This is a genomic window from Microbacterium lacus, from assembly GCF_002812805.1.
Lineage (GTDB): Bacteria > Actinomycetota > Actinomycetes > Actinomycetales > Microbacteriaceae > Microbacterium > Microbacterium lacus_A.
Window position 1 is genome coordinate 183,339 of the sequence record NZ_NMUM01000040.1, and the last position, 21,547, is coordinate 204,885.

The window sequence follows — 21,547 nt, forward strand, 5'->3', positions numbered from 1 at the left end:
TGTTGCGTAGCGGGTGCCGCCCGATCACGACGAACAATACCGCTACGAGCTATCGCGCAGGCGACGTCATTCACAGCCTTGTTCTGAGGCCGCCCCTGCCGCGTGTCAGCGCCCGGAAGTAGGCCCGGCCGGACGGCCCGTCACGAGCGACGCGAGTGTCGGTCGCCAATGGCGTGAGACATACTCGACCGCTTCGTCCACACCCAGCGCGCGGGTGGAGTTGCCGACGCGCACCCACAGGTCGGTGGAGGGTCCCCCGTCGCGTGGCGCGGTCAAGAAGACCGGCTTCGGCGACGGCGGGCAGTTGAGGGCGCACACCGTGCCCGCATCCGCGAGCGCCGCGAACTGGATGTGCGGCAGCGCAGCGGCGTTGCGCCCCACGAGAGTCGAGAGCAGGTCGCGCAGCCAGAGCTCGAACCGGTCGTGGTCGGGTGTGCGAAGGGTCGAAAGGTCCCGTTCCAGGCCCCGCACGACACCGTCATCGCTCGCACCGATCACGAGAACCCCGCCATTGCTGTTCAAGAAGGCGGCGACGGTCTTCGCGATCGCGAGCTCCATCCGCGGGTCCTTCTTGTGCTCGCGGACGTTCCATCGTGCGGTCTCTTTGAACTCCACGTGGTCGGATTCGCCCGCAACGAGCAGAGCCGCCACATCGACGTCGCCGTAGTTCGGGCGGATGAACGCGGCAATCGACGCCGCGACGAACGTGAGCCCGATGCTCGACCCGAAGGCGAGCAGGAGGGTCGTCGGCATCCACAGGTACTGACCGTAGAAGAGCAGTCCCGCCAGGAGGAGCCCGACGCTGATGCCGAGCAGCGAGATCACGGCCATCGTCGTCAGGCCTAGGCGCAGTCGACGACCGAACAGCCGACGCACGACCCACGCGACCGCGTAAGCGAAGGCGAGCGCGATGGGCAGGGCGATCGCGAACTCGACGAGGAGGGGACTTGCAGGCATCCGCTGTGGGCCCGACTCAGCGCAGGGCGCCGACGCTCGCCAGCGCCAGGCGGACGAGCGTGCCGCGACCACCTTCCATCTCGGCGGCGAGCGCGTCGGACGCGGCCTCTTCTGGCGACATCCACGTGACCTCGAGCGCATCCTGGCGGGGCTCGCACGTCCCGGTCACGGGCACGACGAAGGCGAGCGACACCGCGTGCTGACGATCATCGTGGAACGCGGTGACACCGGGTATCGGCAGGTACTCGGCGACCGTGAAGGGCGTCACCTGAGGAGGCAGCAGGGGGAAGGCCATCGGGCCGAGGTCGTTCTCGAGGTGGCGGAAAAGCGCGTCCCGCACCGTCTCGCCATGCCGTACACGGCCACTGACGAGCGAACGGGTGATCTCGCCGACCGGTGTGGCGCGCAGCAGGATGCCAACCTCGGTCACGGAGCCCACGCCATCCGTCCGCACGGGCACGGCCTCGACATAGAGCATCGGCAGCCGGCGCCGTGCCTCGGCGAGCTCGACCTCGCTCAGCCAGCCGGGATTCGCCGCGCTTCCCGTCGTCGGCGATCCGAACGAACCGTCGTCGCGCGGATCGCTCGAGCGTCCGAACGACGCTCCCATGCCGCTCAGCCGATCGGGCCCCTCGGGGCCGTCGTCTTCGGAGGGATCGGGGTCAGGTGTGCGCACCGGCATGTCTCTTGTATACCTCAGCCGTCCGCGCGACCCCGTACATGCGAGAGGAACGGTGGGACGGATGTGTCGGATGTGACACCTGCGGCGCCCCTTCAGTCCCGTGGGTCACTACGTTCCTCCGAGATGTCCGCTCTCGTGGTGTCGGCGGGGTTTGCGAGGATGGGGGCATGTCGCCCGAGTCGCCGTCGCCCGAGCCGTCCACCACGCCTTCGCTCGAACCGCCGCACCTCGATGCCGATGCGGCGCTCTGGTCGGATGCTCCGGCCGGGCGTCCGCTGCTGGTGCTGCTGCACGGCTACGGCTCGGATGAACGCGACCTTTTTGGTCTGGTGCCGCATCTGCCGCCCGCCTTCGTCTTCGCGGCGCCCCGCGCTCCCCTGACCCCGCCGTGGCCGGCTCCCGGGTACTCGTGGTACCCCCTCGACGGCCTGAACGGCCGAGACTCCGCGACCGTCACGCGGGCGGCCGAGCGACTCTGCGCCTGGCTCGACGAGCACGCGGCCGGGGCGACATCGATCGGCCTTCTCGGGTTCTCCCAGGGCGCGGCCATAGCCCTGCAGGCGCTGCGACTGCAGCCGGAACGGTTCGCCTTCGCGGTCAACCTCAGCGGCTACGCCAGCGCCGGAGCGCTTCCCGGCGACGAGGTACTCGCCGTCACCAAGCCCCCGGTGTTCTGGGGCCGCGGAACACATGACGACGTCATCCCCGAACCGCTCATCGCGCAGACGACCGCCTGGCTACCCGAGCACAGCACCCTCAGCGGATCGGTCTACCCCGGCCTGACGCACAGCGTCTCGCAGACCGAGCTGGACGACGTGACGGCCTTTCTCGAGGCGCGCCTGAAGCAGCTCTCGACCTGACCCTCCCCCGCGGCCAGCGCAAGACCCGAGCCGATGTCGGTGCGGGGGACGAAGATGGACAGATGGCCGATGTCTGGGCGAAATTCGGTCCTGCCACGCAGGACTGGTTTCGTGGCGCCTTCCTCGAGCCCACTCCCGCGCAGGTCGGCGCGTGGGATGCGATCTCTGCCGGGCGGCACGCGCTCGTCGTCGCGCCGACCGGCTCGGGCAAGACCCTGTCCGCCTTCCTCTGGGCGATCGACCGGGTCTTCCGCGAGAAGCCACTCGAGGCGGAGCCCCGCGCGGGCGGGCGGAGAAAACGGGCGGATGCCCCGCAGCCGACCACGGGCATCCTCTACATCTCTCCGCTGAAGGCGCTGGGCGTCGACGTGGAGCGCAACCTGCGTTCGCCGCTCGTGGGCATCGCCCAGTCGGCACGTCGGCTGGGCATCGCTCTGCCCGACGTCACGGTCGGCGTGCGCTCGGGCGATACGCCGTCGAACGAGCGGCGACGACTGGTGCAGGATCCGCCCGACATCCTGATCACCACCCCCGAATCGCTCTACCTGATGCTCACGAGCCAGGCGGGCGAGACGCTGCGGGGCGTGCACACTGTCATCGTCGACGAGGTTCACGCCGTCGCGGCCACCAAACGCGGAGCGCACCTGGCGGTCAGCCTCGAGCGACTCGACGCCATGCTCGAGCATCCGGCGCAGCGCATCGGGCTGTCGGCGACCGTCCGCCCGATCGACGAGGTCGCTCGGTTCCTCGGCGGCGCGGCGCCCGTCGACATCGTGGCGCCCCCCGCATCGAAGACCTTCGATCTGCGCGTGACCGTGCCGATCGACGACATGCTCAATCCCCCACCCCCGCCCGGTTCGGGCGCGCCGGGCTCGGGTGGGAGTGGGTCGGGCGGTCCGGATGGCGGAACGGATGGTTCGGGTTCCGCCAACGCCCGGGATCCGGACAGCCGTGGCACCGACGACACCGGCAACGGCGGCGATGCCGGCGACGGCGACGGCGACGGACCGGACTGGTACAACGCCGACAGCCGCCTGCGCCCCGAAGCGACCGAGATGACGGGGTCGGTCTGGCCGCACGTCGAAGAGGCGATCGTCGACCGCATCCTCGAGAACCGCTCGACCATCGTCTTCTCGAACTCCCGCCGACTGGCCGAGCGCCTGACCGGTCGGCTCAACGAGATCTACGCCGAGAGGCTCGGGCTCGAACTCCCCGACCCCGCCGTGCCCGCAGCCGTGATGGCTCAGGCGGGCTCGACCGCCGGCGCCGATCCGGTGCTCGCCCGCGCGCACCACGGTTCGGTGTCGAAGGAGCAGCGCGCTCAGGTCGAAGAAGAGCTGAAGGCCGGTCGTCTGCGGTGCGTCGTCGCGACCAGCAGCCTCGAGCTCGGTATCGACATGGGCGCGGTCGACCTCGTCATCCAGGTCGAGTCGCCGCCATCGGCCGCGAGCGGGCTGCAGCGGATCGGGCGCGCCGGGCATCAGGTCGGCGAGGTCAGCCGCGCGTTCCTGTTCCCCAAGCACCGCGCCGACGTCCTGCACACGGCGATCGTCACCGAGCGGATGCTGGCCGGACGCATCGAGTCGATCTCGGTGCCGCAGAATCCGCTCGACATCCTGGCGCAGCAAACCGTCGCGGCGTGCGCGCTCGGGGCGATCAACGTCGAGGACTGGTACGAGTCGGTGCGCAAGAGCGCCCCGTTCCGCACGCTGCCGCGATCGGCCTACGAGGCCACACTCGACCTGTTAGCCGGCCGCTACCCCTCGGACGAGTTCGCCGAACTCCGGCCTCGCGTGGTTTGGGACCGCGACGCCGGCACACTGACGGGGCGCCCCGGCGCTCAGCGCCTCGCGGTGACGAGCGGCGGGACGATCCCGGACCGCGGTCTGTTCGGCGTCTTCGTCGCGGGTGAATCACGGGGCGGTCGCGTCGGCGAGCTCGACGAAGAGATGGTCTACGAGTCGCGCGTCAACGACGTCTTCACCCTTGGCACGACGAGCTGGCGGATCGTCGAGATCACTCACGATCGGGTCAATGTCGTGCCGGCCTTCGGGCAGCCGGGCAAGCTGCCGTTCTGGCATGGTGATGGGCTGGGACGCCCCGCCGAACTCGGCGAGGCGCTCGGAAAGTTCTCAAAAGACCTGTCCGAGGCGACACCCGACGCGGCCCGCGAGCGGCTCCGCGACGGGGGTCTCGACGAGCGCGCGAGCGACAACCTGCTGGCCTACCTCGCGGAGCAGCGCGAGGCGACCGGCACGCTCCCGACCGACACAACCTTCACGGTCGAGCGCGGGCGCGACGAGGTGGGCGACTGGCGCATCATCCTGCATTCCCCGTACGGCATGAGTGTTCACGCGCCCTGGGCACTCGCCGTCAACGCGCGCATCCGCGAACGCCTCGGCGTCGAGGGATCCGCCGTCGCGAGCGACGACGGCATCATCGCGCGGGTTCCGGATGCCGCGGCCGAGCCGCCGGGTGCGGAGCTCTTCGTCTTCGAGGCCGACGAACTCGAACAGATCGTCACGGACGAGGTCGGCGGTTCTGCCCTCTTCGCCTCACGATTCCGTGAGTGCGCGGCCCGCGCGTTGCTGATGCCGCGCGTCAACCCGAACAAGCGCAGCCCTCTCTGGCAGCAGCGCCAGCGATCGGCGCAGCTGCTCGAGGTCGCGCGGCGGCACCCGACGTTCCCGATCATCCTCGAGACGCTGAGAGAGGTCCTGCAGGACGTCTACGACCTGCCCGCGCTCCTTAGGCTCGCGCGTGGGATCGCCGAGCGCCGCATCCGCCTGATCGAGACGACGACGACCCAGCCCTCGCCGTTCGCACGCGACCTGCTGTTCGGATATGTCGGAGCGTTCATGTACGAGGGCGACTCGCCTCTCGCCGAACGCCGCGCTGCCGCGCTGTCGGTCGATCCCGCCCTGCTCTCGGAGCTGCTCGGTCGGATCGAGATGCGCGAGCTGCTCGACCCCGACGTCATCGCGCAATTCGAGCGCGAGGCGCAGCGACTCGATCCCACCCGCCGCGTGAACGGCATCGAGGGCGTCGCGGATCTGCTGCGGATGCTCGGGCCCCTGGACGCCGCCGAGGTCGCCGCGCGCCTCATCCCGGCCGATGTCGACGGCTCGGTCGTGCGCGCACTGCGGGCGGATCCCGCCGACCCCGATGCGGATGCACCCGCGGAGGATGCGGCACCGGCGCTGCCCGACGCGACGGCGGCGGAGGCATCCGCTCTCCTGACCGCACTCGTCGACGCCCGGCGCGCGATCCCCATCACGATCGGCGGCACGCACCGCGTCGCCGCGATCGAGGACGCCGGTCGCCTACGCGACGCGCTCGGTGCGGCGTTGCCCGTCGGAATCCCGCTGGCGTTCCTCGAGCCGACCGAGGACCCGCTCGGCGATCTCGTCGCTCGGTACGCACGCACGCACGCCCCGTTCACCGTGGATGCGCTCGCCGAACGGCTCGGGATCGGTCCCGCCGTGGCACGTCATACGCTCCTGCGCCTGGAGTCGCAGGGGCGCCTGACGAGCGGATTCTTCCTCCCCGCAGGAGTGGACCGACGGGATGAAACGGAGTGGTGCGACGCCGAGGTGCTGCGCCGCCTGCGCATGCGCTCGCTCGCGGCCATTCGCGGCAGCGTCGAGCCCGTGCCGCCCGAGGCGTTCGCGCGGTTCCTGCCGGTGTGGCAGCACGTCGCCCGGCCGCTGTCCGGGATCGACGGCGTGGTCGCGGCGATCGATCAGCTCGCGGGCGTGCCGCTGCCGGCGAGCGCGTGGGAGTCTCTCGTGCTGCCCTCCCGCGTGTCGGACTATCACCCCGGGCTGCTCGACGAGTTGACGGCGGCCGGCGAGGTCATCTGGTCCGGCCAGGGCTCGCTGCCCGGACGCGACGGATGGGTGGCTCTGCACCCCGCGGACGCCGCGCCGTACACGCTGGCCCCGCCCGAGGACGAACCCGCCGCAGACTCGCTCGATCGACGTGTGCTCGATGCCTTGGCCGTCGGGGGCGCCTACTTCGCCTCTCAGCTGCGCGATGCGGCCGGTGCCGAGAACGAGCAATCCGTGACAGACGCCCTCTGGCGCCTGACCTGGTCGGGTCATGTCACGAACGACACGTTCGCGCCGCTCCGGGCCCTGACGGCCGGTGGATCGCAGGCCCACCGCACGACGCGGCGCCCACCCCGTGCCCGTCTCTTCCGCGGCGCCGCCCTGCCCCGCCCGGCCGCTCCCCCGCGCCCGACCGGTGTGGGCGGACGCTGGTCGCTGTTGCCCGAACCGGAGTCGGATGCTTCGGCGCGGGCAACGGCATCCGCGGCACTGCTGCTCGATCGCTACGGCGTCGTCACGCGCGGGTCGGTCCAGGCCGAGGGCATGCCCGGCGGTTTCGCCCAGGCTTATCGGGTGCTCGCCGGCTTCGAACAGGCCGGTCACTGCCGCCGGGGGTATCTCATCGAAGGGTTGGGGGCGGCACAGTTCGCGGCATCCGCCACGATCGACCGACTGCGCGAGTTCGCGGCCCTGCCCGATCCCGCCCCCCTGCGTGCCGTCACTCTCGCCGCGACCGACCCCGCGAACCCCTACGGCGCGGCCCTCCCGTGGCCCGTGATCGACGGCGTCACCCACCGCCCGGGACGCAAGGCCGGCGGCATCGTCGTGCTGGTCGATGGGGCCCTGGCCGTGTACCTCGAACGGGGCGGCAAGAGCGCGCTCGTCTTCACGGAGGACGATGACGTGCTCGCGGCGGCCGCCCTCGACCTGGCGACGACCGCACGGGCACGACGCCTCGACACACTCACGGTCGAGCAGGTCAACGGCGCTTTCGTCTACGGCACTTCAACCGCTCGCGCCCTCCGCGAGGCGGGGTTCGTCGAGTCGCCGCGCGGCCTGACGCTGCGGCGGACGACGGCGGGAGATGCGATTCGAGCGGGCGCTCGTGCCTGAGGGCGACACCGTCTTCCGCGCCGCGCGACGGCTGTCCGAGGCTCTCGCGGGTTCGGTCGTGACGCGGTTCGACATCCGCGTCCCCGGCAGTGCGACAGCCGATCTGCGGGGCGAGACCGTGCATGACGTCGTTCCGCGCGGCAAACACCTGTTGCACCGGATCGGAGACTTCTCGCTGCACTCGCACCTCAAGATGGAGGGCGAGTGGCACGTCTACCGGCGGGGCGAGAAGTGGCGAAAGCCGGCATTCAAGGCGCGCGCGATCGTCGGGACCGCGGACTGGGATGCCGTGGGGTTCGATCTCTCTATGGTCGAGGTGCTGCCCACGACCGATGAGGAGCGCGTCGTCGGGCACCTGGGTCCCGACCCGCTCGCCGACGACTGGGATCCGGTCGAGGCCGCGCGGGTGCTCGCGACCGACCCGCGACCGATACACGTGGCGCTGCTCGACCAGCGCACCGTGGCGGGCTTCGGCAACGAATACGCGAACGAGATTCTGTTCGTCCGAGGCATCCTGCCCTCGCGTCCGGCGACCGAGGTAGACACCGCCGCGGTGATCGATGTGGGGGCACGGATGCTCCGCGCCAACCGCGACCGCACCCCACGCACGTTCACGGGCGATGCCCGAGCGGGCCGCACGACGTGGGTGTACGGGCGGGCACGGCGGCCCTGTCGGCGGTGCGGAACGGCGATCCGGGAAGGCTCGCTCGGCGCTACGGCGACGTCCGAGCGCAACGTGTTCTGGTGTCCGAACTGCCAGCGCTGACCAGAAACCTCACGCCTATCAGTGGCCGACGTAGCGGCCCGGCCGGTGGTTGAGCGCGAGCACCAGGCTGAGCAGCACCGCCCCCGCGGCCGAAAGCAGCACGAGCGGCCAGGGCACGACCCAGAGAGCCGCGACGATGATCGCGACATCGAAGATCATCTGCACCCAGCCCGCGCGGAAGCCCCACCGCTCCTGGACGATCAGCGCGATGATCGTAATGCCGCCGAGGCTCGCGCGATGCCGGAAGAGGATGAGAAGTCCGATCCCCACGAGCAGATTGCCCCCGAAGGTGCCGTAGACGGGATCGATCTGCGGGATCGGGAACGCCAGGTTGTGGAGCACGGAGAAGGCGGAGACGAGACCGATCGCCACGGCTGTCCGCACCGTGAAGTCCAGCCCCTTTTTCCAGAGCGCGAGCACGGCGAACGGAAGATTCACGATCGCGAAGAGCGCCCAGAAGGGCAGCGTGGTCGCGTAGTCGAGCAGCAGGGCAACGCCGGCGGTACCACCCGTGACCGCTCCACTGGCCTGCAGCAGGTGAAGCCCGAGCGACGCGGTGAACGTTCCCGTCAGCAATCCCAGGATGTCTTCGGGCACGGTGTGCGCCAGGGCCGGATCGCCGAAGACCGGGTCGGTCGGAGCAGCGGTGCCATCAGAGCGGATGTCGTGTGCGTGTGTCACGGGGTCCTTCGTGAGGTTCGTGGGTCTGGACAGGAGGGGTCATCCGTCCGCACTCATCTTCGCAAACTCGGCGTCCTCCGAGAACGGCACCCTCGCGGAACCGAACGGGGACTTTCACGCAAAAGAAGTTCACGAACGACCCATCGGGAATACCCATGCCTACGAATGAGTTACAACCGGTGACTTCGGCTTTACATACCGCCGTAGGAGGGAATCGTGGGCAAGAACTACGTGGACATCGAACGCGATAACGGAGAAACCCTGCGTTACCGCAAGCACGTCAATGGTCGCGGCCTGATCGCGCACGGCGCGAAGGTGCACGCGAGCGCGCTGATCGAGGCGGGCGCATATGTCGAACCCGGGGCGCAGGTTGCCGCCGGAGCTCGTGTGCTGCGTGGCGCGTGGATCGAGGCGGACGCCGTCATCGGGCCGGACGCCGTCATCGAGGAGCACGCGCACATCGGCGCGGGTGCAGCGATCGGTTCCGGTGCACGCATCGGCGTCCGCGCGTCCGTGGGCGATCGCGCACGGGTCGCGGGCGGCGCCAAGATTCGCGACGACGAAATCGTCGCGAACGGCCAGATCGTTGCCACCGACAAGCGCGGACTGCGCTTGGCGGCGTAAGCCACGCGAGCGCGGACTGCGCTTGGCGGCGTAAGCCACGCGAGCGCGGACTGCGCTTGGCGGCGTAAGCCACGCGAGCGCGGACTGCGCTTGGCGGCGTAAGCCACGCAAGCGCGGACTGCGCTTGGCGGCGTAAGCCACGCGAGCGCGGGCTACGCTGGCCGGATGGTTAAGGGTGGTGGGGCTCCGAGACGCCCGCGCCGTCCTGTGCGTGCGGCATCCATGCGCCCCGCGACTCCGAAGAAGGCGGCACGCTCGAAACCCGCGCCTTCTGTCGAAGAACCGCCCGGTCCCGTTCTGGTCGGGCCGCTGCGGCTGGGCGTGTTCCCGGGTGCAGCACCCGGAATCTGGGTCGATCGTTGGCGGGAACGCCTGCCCGACGTACCTTTCGAACTCGTTCCGACCGAGGCGGCGAATCAGGAGCGGGCGCTCCGTGCCCACGAGGTCGATGCGGCCCTAGTCCGTCTCCCGGTCCAGCGCGAGGGATTGCACGTCATTCCGCTCTACGAAGAGACCACGGTCGTCGCGTTCGGCACCGATTCGTCGCTCGGAGCCGCGGAAGAGCTGGCGTTCGACGACCTCGCCGGCGAGATCCTGTTCGTCCCCGCGGACGATGTGCTGGGTCCGCTCGACATTCCCGGCGTCGTCCCGGCTCGCGGGCCGCAACTCGCGACGACCGCGGACGCGTTGGAGACCGTCGCCGCCGGCGTGGGGATCGTAATCCTGCCCCTGTCGCTCGTGCGCCTACACCGCCGCCGCGACGTAACCCACCGGCCGCTCGCGGGTGCCCCGACATCCGCCGTCGCCCTGGCGTGGGTCGCCGAGAACACGAGCCCCGAGATCGAGGCGCTGGTCGGCATCGTTCGGGGCCGCACCGCTCGCTCGTCGCGGGGTTGACCGCGCCCGCCGATTACACTCGGGCAACATGACCTATGCCGGCACGGGGACCGATGGCGCCCGACCACTGCTGTACCTGTGCGTGCGCCCCCAGGCCGGTGCCGCCGAGGGTGAATATCGCTCGTTCCGCGAGGCCGCGCACCTCGACGAGGACCGCCTGCACGCCCACGACCTCGTGCGCGAACCGCTGCCGGCCGACGCTCTCGACACGTACGCGGGGTTCCTCGTGGGCGGCAGCCCGTTCAACGTCGCCGACCCCACGGGCACGAAGACCGACGTGCAGCGCCGCCTGGAGGCGGACCTCGAACGGATCGCGGATGCCGCGGCATCCGGTGTCACGTCGGGGCTGTTCACCTGCTACGGCATCGGCATTGTGACGCGCATGCTCGGTGGCGAAGTCACGCGGGCCTACCCCGAAGACACGGGTCCCGCGACGATCACGCTCACCGAGACGGGCGTGCAGGACCCGCTCTTCGGGATACTCCCCCCGCGCTTCTCGGCCCTCACGGCGCACAAAGAGGGTGCGGCCACGCCGCCGCCGGGCGCCGAACTTCTCGCCACGAACGATGTCTGTCCCGTGCAGGCGTACCGCGTCGGCGACACCCTGTACGCGACGCAGTTCCATCCCGAACCGACGGGTCGAGCCTTCACCGAGCGGATGGTCGTCTATCGCGACGACGGATACTTCGATGCCCGCGCCTTCGACGAAATCGCGGCGCGCGTGCTCGGTGCGTCGATCAGCGAGCCCGCGCGCATCGTGCGCGCATTTGCGGAGCGCCTGGCCTGAGGCTCGCGTCTCCACCGCTCTGAGCGGTCAGTCGCCCTGCGGCCGGAGGATCCGGAGCCCCGCGATCGCGAGCGGTGTGCCGACGACCGCGACAGCCGCCACGATCGCGGCGATGCCGATCTCTTCGCTGCGCGGCTGGTCGGCCAGGCGCGCGACGGCGATCCAGGCGAGTCCCCACCCCAGCGCAAGGCCGGGTGCGACGCGCCATCCGCTCGCCCAAGCGATCGCGAGACCGATGACCGCGACGACGACGATGACCGCGATACCCCAGGCGTGAGCGTGATCGGCCCAGTAGGTCGGCCCGATGGCGGTCAGCCAGGCGGCGACGTTCGCGACGGAAGCGACCGCGACCCAGCCGAGATGCAGGCCGGTCACCCCGTCGACCAGGATCGAGTCGGTGATGCCGCCGCGAGGCATCCGCGTCACCACGGCGCGCTGGAAGGTGATGCACAATGCGGCCAGCAGCACGAAGATCGCCAGCGTGGTGCCCCAGAGTGTGAACACCTGAACCGTCACGATCCAGAGCCCGTTCAGCACCATGCTGAGCGCGATCCACCATCCCATCGAGCGCTGCCGCGCCGAAGCGCGCTGCGCGGGCAGGGCCTGCCAGATCGTGTAGGCCGCGAGGCCTGTGTAGATGACCGACCAGATCGAGAACGCGGGGGTGGCTGGCGCGAGCAGGGTCGCATCCGCGGCGAGCGCGCCGCCCTGAGCCTGGGCGATCGGTGTGCCCCCGAAAACTCCGACTCCCACCATCGCGGCGATGAGCATGAACACGAGCGCAGAGATCACGACGATCTGGCGCACAAGATCGAGGCTCTGGGCCTCGGTCGGCCGTCCCGGATGGGTCATTTCTTCAGCCTATGCCGGGCTGGATCGGGGCGGCGGAGCATTGACAACCGCGCCTCAGCGCTCCGGACCCACGACGACGGCGGCCTCGGGCGGCACGACGACCTCGTCGTCGGCGACGAGCGCCGTAGCGTCGGTCGTCAGCAGAATGACGCGGCCGGGCGCGACATCCCACGACACGGCCTCGTCCGTGAGGTTCACGAGCACCGACAGATCGCCGCGGCCGAGAGCGAAGGCCCGTGCCCCGACGTCGCCCGAGGCTCCCTCCGCCGATGCCGCACGCAGCGCCGCGAACGACGGGTCGGTCAGCTCGGGCCATGCACTGCGCAGGGCCGCCAACTCGCGATAGAGCTGCAGCAGACGCGCGTGGTCGCCCTCGGATGCCTCGGCCCAGTCGAGCTTCGACCGCGTGAACGTCTCGGGGTCCTGCGGGTTCGGCACGACGGACTCGTCCCAGCCCATGCGGGTGAACTCCTCGAGCCGGCCCTTGGCGGTCGCCTCGCCGAGCTCGGGCTCGGGGTGCGAGGTGAAGAACTGCCAGGGCGTCGAGGCGCCCCACTCTTCGCCCATGAACAGCATCGGTGTGCCGGGCGCGGTCAGAGTCAGCACGGCGGTGACGGCGAGGCGGCCGTACGACAGCGACTGCGAGAGCCGGTCGCCGGCGGCACGGTTGCCGATCTGGTCGTGGTCCTGAGCGAATGTCACGAGGCGCCACGTCGGCACCTCGGCCGGAATCGGGAAGCCGTGCTCCCGCTCGCGGAACGACGAGTACGTGCCGTTGTGGAAGAACCCGTCGGTCCAGACCTTCGGCAGGGCGTCCAGCGCGCCGAAGTCCTCGTAGTAGCCGACGGTCTCGCCGGTGACGGCGACGTGCGTGGCGTGGTGCCAGTCGTCGCTCCACTGGGCCGTCAGTCCGTAGCCGCCTGCCTCGCGCGGCAGGATGAGCTTCGGGTCGTTCATGTCCGACTCGGCGATGAGCGTCAGCGGCCGACCGAGGTGCGCCGAAAGGGCGTCGGATGCCTCGGCCAGCTCTTGCAGGATGTGCTTGTCACCGCTGTCGAGCAGCGCGTGCACGGCATCCAGGCGCAGCCCGTCGACGTGGTATTCGCGCAACCACATGAGGGCGTTGTCGACGATGTACGACCGCACCGCGGGCTCGTCGAGGTTGATGGAATCGCCCCAGGTGTTGCGTTCACCGCTGCGCAGGTACGGTCCGAACTCGGGCAGATAGTTGCCGCTCGGCCCGAGGTGGTTGTAGACGACGTCCTGGATGACCGCGAGCCCGACGGCGTGGGCGGCGTCGACGAACCGCTGGTAGGCGCGTGGCCCGCCGTACGCCTCGTGGACGGTGTACCAGAGCACCCCGTCGTACCCCCAGTTGTGCACGCCGTTGAAGCCGTTCACGGGCAGCAGCTCGATGTGGGTCACGCCGAGTTCGATCAGGTGCGGGAAGCGCTCGGTCGCGGCATCCAACGTCCCCTCCGGCGTGAAGGTTCCGATGTGCAGTTCGTAGATCAGTCCGCCCGCGAGCTGGCGCCCCGTCCAGTCGTCATCCGTCCACGCGAAATCGGTCAGATCGACGTGAGCGGATGCCTCGTGCACACCGTGCGGCTGGCGCTTCGAGCGGGGGTCGGGGCGCAGAGCTCCGCCGTCGATCACGAAGCCGTACTCCTCACCGTCGGCGAGGTCGACCGGTGCTGACCACCAGCCGTCCGTGACCCGCTCGAGGTCGAGCTCGCTCGCATCCCCCCGACGGAGTTGGACCTGGCCTGCGTTCGGTGCCCACACCTCGATGCTCATGTACCCAGCCTGTCATCCCGGCCGGAATCATCCCACCTCTTGACGCGCCCCCGCGCCGTCGGTAGCGACTGCGGGTCGGCGTCCCGCTCGACATTTCACGAGATCGATACATCCCCGAAAATCGCGGGGCGGTTTGCCTCGAGAACATGGGTTTCTATCACCTGACAGAAACCCATTCATCCATCGCAACGTTCTCACCGCACCGATCTCACACAGGGAGTCGCCTTGATCATCTTCGGAGTCGCACTGACCGTGCTCGTGATTCTCGTCGTCGGGATCGTCGTCGCCAGACGAATAGACGGCGATAGTGCCAACTTCCTCGTCGCCGGTCGGCGCCTCGGCGTTCCGCTCGTGGCGGCGTCGCTCACGGCCGCGGCCGTCGACGCGAACGCCACCGTCGGCAACACCGACCTGACGGCCGACTTCGGGTTCTGGTCGGGCGCGTCTCTCGCACTCGGCCTGGCGATCTGCCTGACCCTGGTGGGCCTCTTCCTCGCGAAGCCCCTGAACGCGATGAAGCTCTTCACCCTCGGCGACTACTTCCGCATCCGCTACGGCCGCACGAACGAGGTCTTCGCGAGCGTCATCATGGTCATCGCGTTCACGATCCTGCTCGCCGGAAACCTGGTCGCCTGCGGATACCTCATGGAGCGGTTCGCCCGCATCCCCTACGCCTGGGGCGTCATCATCGCGGTCGTGCTCGTGCTCTCGTACACGATCGCCGGTGGGCTCGTCTCGGACGCCTACACGGGCGCCATCCAGACCACCATCACGGTCGTGGCCTCGGTCGCCCTGTTGATCTGGACGGCCTTCAGCTTCGGCATCATCATCCCCGAGGGCATGGGGCCGTTCGACTTCGAGCAGCTCTCCAGCGCCGAATTCGGGGCACCGATCAACTGGGCAACCCTCATCGCCCTCGGCATCGGCGACATCGTCGCGATCGACTTCATGCAGCGTGTGTTCGGCGCCCGCAACCCGCAGGTCGCGCGTCGCGCATGCCTGAGCGCCGCGGCGCTGACCGCCGGTGTCGGCATCATCTTCGCGCTCGTGGCACTGACCGCATCCGCTGCTCTCGGTCTTACCGCCGCCGACGGACCGGTGCTCTACCAGCTGCTGGATGGCTGGGCCCCGCCGCTGCTGTCGATCCTGGTGCTCTCGGGCATCGTCGCCGCGTCGTTCTCGACCGCGTCCGGCGCGATCCTGGCAACCTCGGCCGTGACGGTGCGCAACATCTTCCGCGTGCGTCGCCCGGCGGACAGCGAGCGCGACCCGCTGCTGCGCTGGACCCGCGTGGCGATGTTCCCGGTCGTCATCATCGGCTCGCTCCTGGCGATCCAGACCAGCCAGACCGCGATCCTGCTGACCCTGGCCTTCGACCTGATGCTGGCGTGCCTCGCCGGTCCGTTCATCATCGGCATCTTCTGGAACCGTCCCGGCCGCAACGCGCTGTTTATCTCCGCGGCCGTCGGATTGGTGGTGCGGATCGCTCTGCTCGGCGTGCAGCCGACGCTGTACGGGCTCGAGAACAACATCTTCTACATCCCGAACACCCTGTTTGACACGAGCATCGACGGGTGGGCGACGCTCATCGCCTTCGCCGTCAGTCTCGCCGTCTTCTTCCTCGTCACGTGGCTGTCGCCGCGCACCGAGGGCGAACTCGCGGACGAGCGCGACGCCGTCGAGGCTCTGCGACTCGAGCAGGCCGATGTCCTGGGCGAGGCCGCCGCGACGGACGGGGCGGCGGATCCCGTGCGAGCCTGACCCTTCCGCACGAGCGGAATCCCGCGGCGGTCTGCCTCAGCTTGCGTCTTCGACCAGGCGCAGGCAGGCCGCCGCGATCCGGTCGGGCAGGTCTTTGGGTACCGCACCCTCTTGGCGAAAGCGCACGACGACATCGACCAGCTGGATGCAGCACGTCCCGAGAAACTGGGCGTCTGCGTCCGGACTGATGCGCGTTGCCAGCTCGCCGTAGATCCGGATCAGCTCGTCGCGGGCCGCGCGGAACGGCGCGAAGGCCTCCCCCGCGATCTCGGGGGACAGGTACATCGTGCCGATGTTGTGCGGCTCGGCGAGCAGTGTCTGGACATCGGCGCGGGCGAGCGCGAAGAGCGCCCGGCGAGCGTCCGGCTCGGCCAGGTACTCGGCCGCGCGATCGAGAGTGGGATCGATGGATGCCTGCAGCAGCTCGAGCAGGATCTCTTCCTTGCCCGAGAAGTAGTAGTACATGCTGGCCTGCCGCATGCCGGCTCGCTCGGCGATCCGTCGTGTGCTGGTGGCCGCGTACCCCCGTTCGGCGAACAGGGAGGCCGCGGCATCAACGAGCTGCTGGCGGGATTCGACGCCGGGCTCGCCCGGCTGGAGGCGCGGACGGCCCGGCATCGACGTCGTCATCCCTCTATTCTGCGCTCTGATCCCGGCGGAGGTAGGCCAGCCATCCGCCGTACGCGCTGATGTCCGCCGCGCCCTCGAGGGCAACGGGCTCGGCGAGGAAACCGGCCACGCTGCTGCCGTCCTCGAGCGTGACGCGGCCGATCGTCATGGGCTGGGGCAGCGCGGCGACGAATGAGCCGAAGCCGTGCGCCGGGAGGGTCCAGACCTCGCCCGCGATCGCCGCACCTCTCGCTTCGACACGCCCTTCGTCTACACGACGGAGCCCCGGCTTGGGTGGCACCGTCGGCAGGGCGTGCAGGCGGTACGACGCTGCGGTGCGCACCGCGCGCGAGAAGCGCCCGCCGGCCGCGGTCAACTGGTGATTGAGCGGCTGTCCCGTGAGGTGAGCGCCGACGACCAGGATGTCGATTTCGGCGTCCACGATCCGCCGCGCCAGCTCGGCCAGGCGGCGGTCGCTGAAGGCGGGCGCGGTCAGCATGACCCCGAACGGGAATCCGTCGACCGTGCCCGCGGGCAGGGCGAGCGAGGCATAGTCGAGCAGGTTGGCGAAGTTCGTGTACCGCCCCATACGAGCGTTGGCGCCGATCGGGTCGGCCGCGACCTCGGTGAGCGTGGGGTGCCAGGTCGTCGTCGGCGTCAGCAGCGCCGCGGTGCCCTCGAGCAGGCGCGCCCCCGCGAGCCCCAAGCGACGCAGGCGTTCGCGATCCCGGAAGGCATCAACCGCGGTGAACTTCTCTCCCCCGCCGACGATCGTCGCGACCGTCGGGTCGATGTCGGAGCCGACGAGGTCGGCGTTCTCGCGGATGAAATCGCCCACGGCCGCGGTCCGTTCCGCGACGAAGGCACCGCCGTAGAGAAGCACGGCGCCCTCGAGCAGCGGAGCGATGTCGACCTCGACGATCTCCACTCCGGATGCCGCGAGCCGATCGACGACCCCGCGGAACGCCTCGACCCATCCGGGCGCCAATCCTTCGAGGTGCTCGGGCGTCGGAATCGCGACGCGGGGCGCGGGCTCGAGCCCCGGCAGAGCTTCGGCGACCCGGATGAGCGGGTCGATCCCGTCCGCGCCCTCCATCGTCTCGGCGGCGAGGCGACCGAGACCGAGGTCGCGCGCGAATACGGTGACGACATCGATCGACCAGCAGGCCGGCACCACGCCCGTCGTCGGCACGAGACCGACCGTCGGCTTGATGCCGAAGATGCCGTTCAAGGCCGCGGGTACGCGCCCGGAGCCGGCGGTGTCGGTTCCGAGGGCGATATCGACGAAACTGAGGGCGACCGCGACGGCGGATCCCGAGCTCGACCCACCCGAGATGCGGTCGGGCCGCCACGCGTTGCGGACGGCGCCATAGGGGCTGCGCGTACCGACCAGGCCGGTGGCGAACTGGTCGAGGTTGGTCTTGCCGAGCACGATCGCACCCGCGGCCCGCAGTCGGGCCACGGACGGCGCGTCGACCTCTGGCGCAAACGCGAAGGCGGGACATCCGGCCGTCGTCGCAAGACCCGCGACATCGATGTTGTCCTTCACCGCGACCAGCACACCGGCGAGCGGCAGACGCTCGCCCGCGGCGACGCGCGCATCGATGTCGCGAGCCTCGGCGAGCACCTCGGGCTCTTCGCGCAGGGCGATCCAGACTTCGGGACGGTCGGCAGCCGCGATCCGCTCGTACGCCTGCTGAACCTTCTCGACCGCACTCACATTGACACTCACGACTCAACCTCCACTGCTGCGAGAACCTGCCCGGCGGCAACACGCTCGCCGGGTGCGACATAGACGGCGGCGACGCGCCCGGCCACCGGGGTAAGCACGGGCGACTCCATCTTCATCGCCTCCAGAACGACGAGTCGGTCATCGACCGCAACGCGGGAACCCTGCTCGACGTCGACGCGCCAAACGCTCGCCGCGAACGGAGCCGTCACGGCTTCGCATCCCTCGGGCACGACGATGTCGGCGGCCGGGGCCGGAGGTGCGTCGTAGGTGCGCTCGAACTCGCCCGAGGCGCGCCACGCATCCTTCTCGGCCGAGAACGCGGCCTGCTGGGTCGTGCGGAAAGCCTCGATCGAGTCGGCCTCGGTCGCGAGGAACTCCTCGTACTCGGCGAGCGCGAAGCGGCCTTCTTCTGTCCGGAAGTCGCCGCGTCCGGCATCCACTTCGGCGCGCAGGTCGAGCAGTTCCTCGGCCGACACGGGGTACCACTTGATGCGGTCGAACGGCCGGAGTGCCCAGGGGTTCTGATCGAACAGGCCACCCCGTCGGAAGCGATTCCAGATCTGCACCGTGCGTCCCACGAACTGGTACCCGCCCGGACCTTCCATGCCGTAGATGCACATGTAGGCCCCGCCGATGCCGACCGAGTTCTCGGCGGTCCAGGTGCGGGCCGGGTTGTATTTCGTCGTCACGAGTCGGTGGCGCGGATCGACGGGGGTGGCGACGGGCGCACCCAGGTAGACATCGCCGAGGCCCAGCACGAGGTAGTCGGCCTCGAAGACGATGCGCTTGACGTCGTCAACGCTGTCGAGGCCGTTGACACGCCGGATGAACTCGATGTTCGAGGGCGTCCAGGGGGCGTCGTCGCGCACGCTCGACATGTACCGGTCGATCGCCAGCTGCGTCGCCGGGTCATCCCACGACAGCGGCAGATGGACGATGCGCGAGGGCACCGTCAGCTCGCGGGTCGCCGGCAGTGCGGCCTCGATGGACTGCAGTTCACCGAGCAGCTGCGATGCGCGGAGCACCGCCGGATCGGTCTGGATCTGCAGCGAACGGATGCCGGGGGTGACGTCCCGCACGCCCGCTATGCCGCGAGCCAGCACGGCCTCTTCGAGGGCGTGCACCCGCATCCGGAGCCCCAGATCGAGCACGTTGTCGCCGTACTCGACGAGGATGTGGGCGTCGCCGTCACGCCGGTAGGTCACGGCCGGTGCGAGCAGGTCGTCGCCCTCGGTGATCGCGGCGCGCCGGGCGAGGATGCCGTCATCACCGTCACCGTCGCTGTCTCCGCCGCCTGCACCCCTCCCCGCGACGAGCGGCGCCGCGAACACGAGCGCGTCTTCCTCACGGATGGCGGCGAAGCGGACCGTGTCGCCCGGGCGCAGCTGCCCGACCTTCCAGAACTCGCCGCTGGCGACGACGGCGGGGCAGACGAATCCCCCGAGGCTCGGGCCGTCGAGCCCGAGGATGATCGGGGTGTCGCCCGTGAAGTCGAGCGCCCCGACGGCGTACGGGGTGTCGTGGATGTTGGAGGGATGCAGGCCCGCCTCGCCGCCGTCCTCGCGCGCCCACTGGGGCTTCGGGCCCCGCAGTCGCACGCCCGTGCGCGCCGACTGCACGTCCACCTCATAGACCGCCCGATACAGCTCGTCGATGTCTTCGCGGGTGAAGAATTCGGGCGCCGCGTGCGGCCCCTCCAGCACCCCGATGACCCATTCGTGTGTCAGGCGGGGGCGCCGCTCGAGCGGAGTCGCCATCGGAGCGGCGATGCCCTCGCCCGCCCCCGGCCGCAGGACGTCCCCGGCTATCAACGAGCGACCTCCGTGGCCCCCGAACCCGCCGAGCGTGAACGTCGAGGCGCTGCCGAGGTACGACGGCACGTCGAACCCGCCGCGCACGGCAAGGTAGGAGCGCATGCCGAGGGTCGTCGCCCCGACCGCCACGACTCCGCCGGCGGGAACCTCGAACGGCTCCCACGCCGCGACCGCGCGGCCGTCGACGGTGACGGGAGCCTCGGCGCCCGTCACACACACGATGGTCGGCGCCGAGAATCGCAGGCGCGGGCCGGACATCGTGATCTCGAGCGCCGGGGCATCCGCATCGTTCCCCGCGGCGAGGTTCGCCTCGCGGAAAGACACCGGATCCATGGGTCCCGACGGCGGCACGCCCACGTTCCAAAGCCCGATGCGACCGGGCAGATCCTGCACGGTCGTCATCAGGCCCGGGGCCAGCACGTCAATGCGCGGACGCGGGTCGTCCGGGTCGCCGAGCGTGCCCGTATCGTGTGCCATGGCGCGCACGACGGGATCGTGGCACAGGGCCTCGAGCATCCCGATCCCCGTGACGATGCCGTCGATGCGGGTCTCGGCGAGGGCGTCGCCGAGCAGGTCGAGCGCCGCGTCGCGGTCGGCGGCGTGCACGATGACCTTCGCGAGCATGGGGTCGTAGTCGGAGGTGACCTCGAGCCCGGTCTCGATCCAGGCATCAACGCGGATGCCGTCGCCCTCCGGGAACGATGCGTTCGTGACGAGTCCGGGTGACGGTGCGAACCCGCGCGCGGGGTCTTCCGCGTACACGCGAGCCTCGAAGGCGTGGCCGCGCGGCACGTGCTCGGTCTCGAACAGGCCGCCGTCGAGTGTGCCCCCGCGGCCGAGCTCGAGCATGAGGGCGACGAGGTCGATGCCGAACACGGCCTCGGTGACCGGGTGCTCGACCTGCAGTCGCGTGTTGACCTCGAGGAACGCCGCCTCTTCGCGCACCGGGTCGTAGATGAACTCCACCGTGCCCGCGGAGCGATAGTTCACGGATGCCGCGAGCCGGCGTGCGGCGTCGTGCATCTGTCGCCGGACGGCATCAGGGAGGTTCGGCGCCGGGGCCTCTTCGATGACTTTCTGGTTGCGGCGCTGCAGCGAGCAGTCGCGGTCGCCGAACACCGCGACCCGGCCCTCGCCGTCACCGAAGACCTGCACCTCCACATGGCGCGCGTGCGTGACCAGGCGTTCGAGGAACACCCCGCCCGCTCCGAAGCTGCGCGCCGCGATCGCGGCGACATCCCCGTACCCCTCGCGCACCTCATCGGCGCTCGAGCAGACCCGCATCCCGATCCCGCCGCCACCGCCGGTCGCCTTGAGCATGACGGGCAAGCCGATGCGCTCGGCCTCGGACACCGCCTCTTCCGCGGAAGAGAGCAGCCCGGTGCCCGCGAGCATCGGGACCCCCGCGGCCTCGGCATACGCGCGGGCGGTGTGCTTCAGCCCGAACGTTTCGATCTGCTCGGGCGTCGGGCCGATCCAGACGAGCCCCGCCGCCTCGGCCGCGCGGGCCGCCTCGACGTTCTCGGACAGGAAGCCGTAGCCCGGATGAATCGCCCCCGCGCCGTGCTCTAGCGCCGCGGCGATGATCGCGTCGGCGCGCAGGTACGACTCCGCGGCGGGCGCTGGCCCCAGGCGCACGGCGATATCGGCCTCGCGCACGTGGGGCGCGGCACGGTCGGCGTCCGAGAAGACGGCGACGGTGCGCAGCCCGAGTTCTTTCGCCGAGCGGATGATGCGGCGGGCGATCTCGCCGCGGTTCGCGACGAGCAGGGTATCGAAAGACAT

15 protein-coding genes are annotated in these 21,547 nt (G+C 70.1%); 7 read left to right on the plus strand and 8 right to left on the minus strand.

All coding sequences use genetic code 11. The features are described 5' to 3' along the window. Positions 1–105 precede the first annotated feature (105 nt). Both CGU34_RS14095 and CGU34_RS14100 read right to left on the minus strand, forming a co-directional pair. Positions 106–957: an AlbA family DNA-binding domain-containing protein gene (locus CGU34_RS14095; RefSeq protein WP_100814437.1), complete on the minus strand. Its 852-nt coding sequence runs from the start codon at positions 955–957 to the stop codon at positions 106–108. A 16-nt stretch (positions 958–973) separates the two neighbouring features. Then, the gene (locus CGU34_RS14100; RefSeq protein ID WP_036300783.1) at positions 974–1,639 is read right to left on the minus strand and encodes an NUDIX hydrolase family protein; all 666 of its coding nucleotides are present in this window, start codon (positions 1,637–1,639) and stop codon (positions 974–976) included. 167 nt (positions 1,640–1,806) lie between these two features. On the opposite strand from CGU34_RS14100, the gene CGU34_RS14105 reads away from it, so the two are divergent. The 3 genes from CGU34_RS14105 (at position 1,807) to CGU34_RS14115 (ending at position 8,208) form a co-directional block, all read left to right on the plus strand. Next, positions 1,807–2,499, plus strand: a complete 693-nt coding sequence (locus CGU34_RS14105) for an alpha/beta hydrolase (RefSeq protein ID WP_100814438.1) — start codon at positions 1,807–1,809, stop codon at positions 2,497–2,499. Between the two features lie 62 nt (positions 2,500–2,561). Next, the gene (locus tag CGU34_RS14110) at positions 2,562–7,442 is read left to right on the plus strand and encodes an Lhr family ATP-dependent helicase (RefSeq protein ID WP_100814439.1); all 4,881 of its coding nucleotides are present in this window, start codon (positions 2,562–2,564) and stop codon (positions 7,440–7,442) included. Beyond that, positions 7,435–8,208, plus strand: a complete 774-nt coding sequence (locus CGU34_RS14115) for a DNA-formamidopyrimidine glycosylase family protein (protein ID WP_100814526.1) — start codon at positions 7,435–7,437, stop codon at positions 8,206–8,208. The genes CGU34_RS14110 and CGU34_RS14115 overlap by 8 nt, the downstream gene beginning before the upstream one ends. An 18-nt stretch (positions 8,209–8,226) precedes the next feature. Here the strand turns inward: CGU34_RS14115 and CGU34_RS14120 are convergent, their stop codons facing one another. Beyond that, positions 8,227–8,889 (minus strand): YitT family protein, encoded by a 663-nt coding sequence (locus tag CGU34_RS14120; protein ID WP_440344741.1) that lies wholly within the window; start codon positions 8,887–8,889, stop codon positions 8,227–8,229. A gap of 216 nt (positions 8,890–9,105) precedes the next feature. Here CGU34_RS14120 and CGU34_RS14125 point away from each other — a divergent pair, with 216 nt between their 5' ends. The 3 genes from CGU34_RS14125 to CGU34_RS14135 all read left to right on the plus strand — a co-directional run bounded on the left by CGU34_RS14125 (position 9,106) and on the right by CGU34_RS14135 (position 11,197). Then, positions 9,106–9,513, plus strand: coding sequence for a transferase (locus tag CGU34_RS14125; protein ID WP_100814440.1), 408 nt, complete (start codon positions 9,106–9,108; stop codon positions 9,511–9,513). A 222-nt stretch (positions 9,514–9,735) separates the two neighbouring features. Further along, the gene (locus CGU34_RS14130) at positions 9,736–10,410 is read left to right on the plus strand and encodes a LysR family substrate-binding domain-containing protein (RefSeq protein ID WP_198517820.1); all 675 of its coding nucleotides are present in this window, start codon (positions 9,736–9,738) and stop codon (positions 10,408–10,410) included. 28 nt (positions 10,411–10,438) lie between these two features. Then, positions 10,439–11,197, plus strand: a complete 759-nt coding sequence (locus tag CGU34_RS14135; protein WP_100814442.1) for a glutamine amidotransferase-related protein — start codon at positions 10,439–10,441, stop codon at positions 11,195–11,197. 27 nt (positions 11,198–11,224) lie between these two features. Here CGU34_RS14135 and CGU34_RS14140 read toward each other — a convergent pair whose 3' ends face one another. Then, a complete protein-coding gene (locus CGU34_RS14140) occupies positions 11,225–12,049 on the minus strand; it encodes a tryptophan-rich sensory protein (protein ID WP_100814443.1) in 825 nt (274 codons plus the stop codon). Positions 12,050–12,103: 54 nt separating this feature from the next. Further along, positions 12,104–13,846, minus strand: coding sequence for a malto-oligosyltrehalose trehalohydrolase (treZ, locus tag CGU34_RS14145; protein WP_100814444.1), 1,743 nt, complete (start codon positions 13,844–13,846; stop codon positions 12,104–12,106). Between the two features lie 225 nt (positions 13,847–14,071). Here treZ and CGU34_RS14150 point away from each other — a divergent pair, with 225 nt between their 5' ends. Beyond that, positions 14,072–15,607 (plus strand): sodium:solute symporter family protein, encoded by a 1,536-nt coding sequence (locus CGU34_RS14150; protein ID WP_157811331.1) that lies wholly within the window; start codon positions 14,072–14,074, stop codon positions 15,605–15,607. A 36-nt stretch (positions 15,608–15,643) separates the two neighbouring features. Here CGU34_RS14150 and CGU34_RS14155 read toward each other — a convergent pair whose 3' ends face one another. The 3 genes from CGU34_RS14155 to uca are packed head-to-tail and all read right to left on the minus strand — an operon-like array spanning position 15,644 to position 21,547. Further along, entirely contained in the window at positions 15,644–16,237 is a 594-nt protein-coding gene (locus CGU34_RS14155; protein WP_100814446.1) for a TetR/AcrR family transcriptional regulator, read from the minus strand. A 4-nt stretch (positions 16,238–16,241) separates the two neighbouring features. Beyond that, entirely contained in the window at positions 16,242–17,948 is a 1,707-nt protein-coding gene (locus CGU34_RS14160; protein ID WP_198517822.1) for an allophanate hydrolase, read from the minus strand. Further along, a complete protein-coding gene (gene uca / locus CGU34_RS14165) occupies positions 17,945–21,547 on the minus strand; it encodes an urea carboxylase (RefSeq protein ID WP_100814447.1) in 3,603 nt (1,200 codons plus the stop codon). Before uca ends, CGU34_RS14160 begins: the two co-directional genes overlap by 4 nt.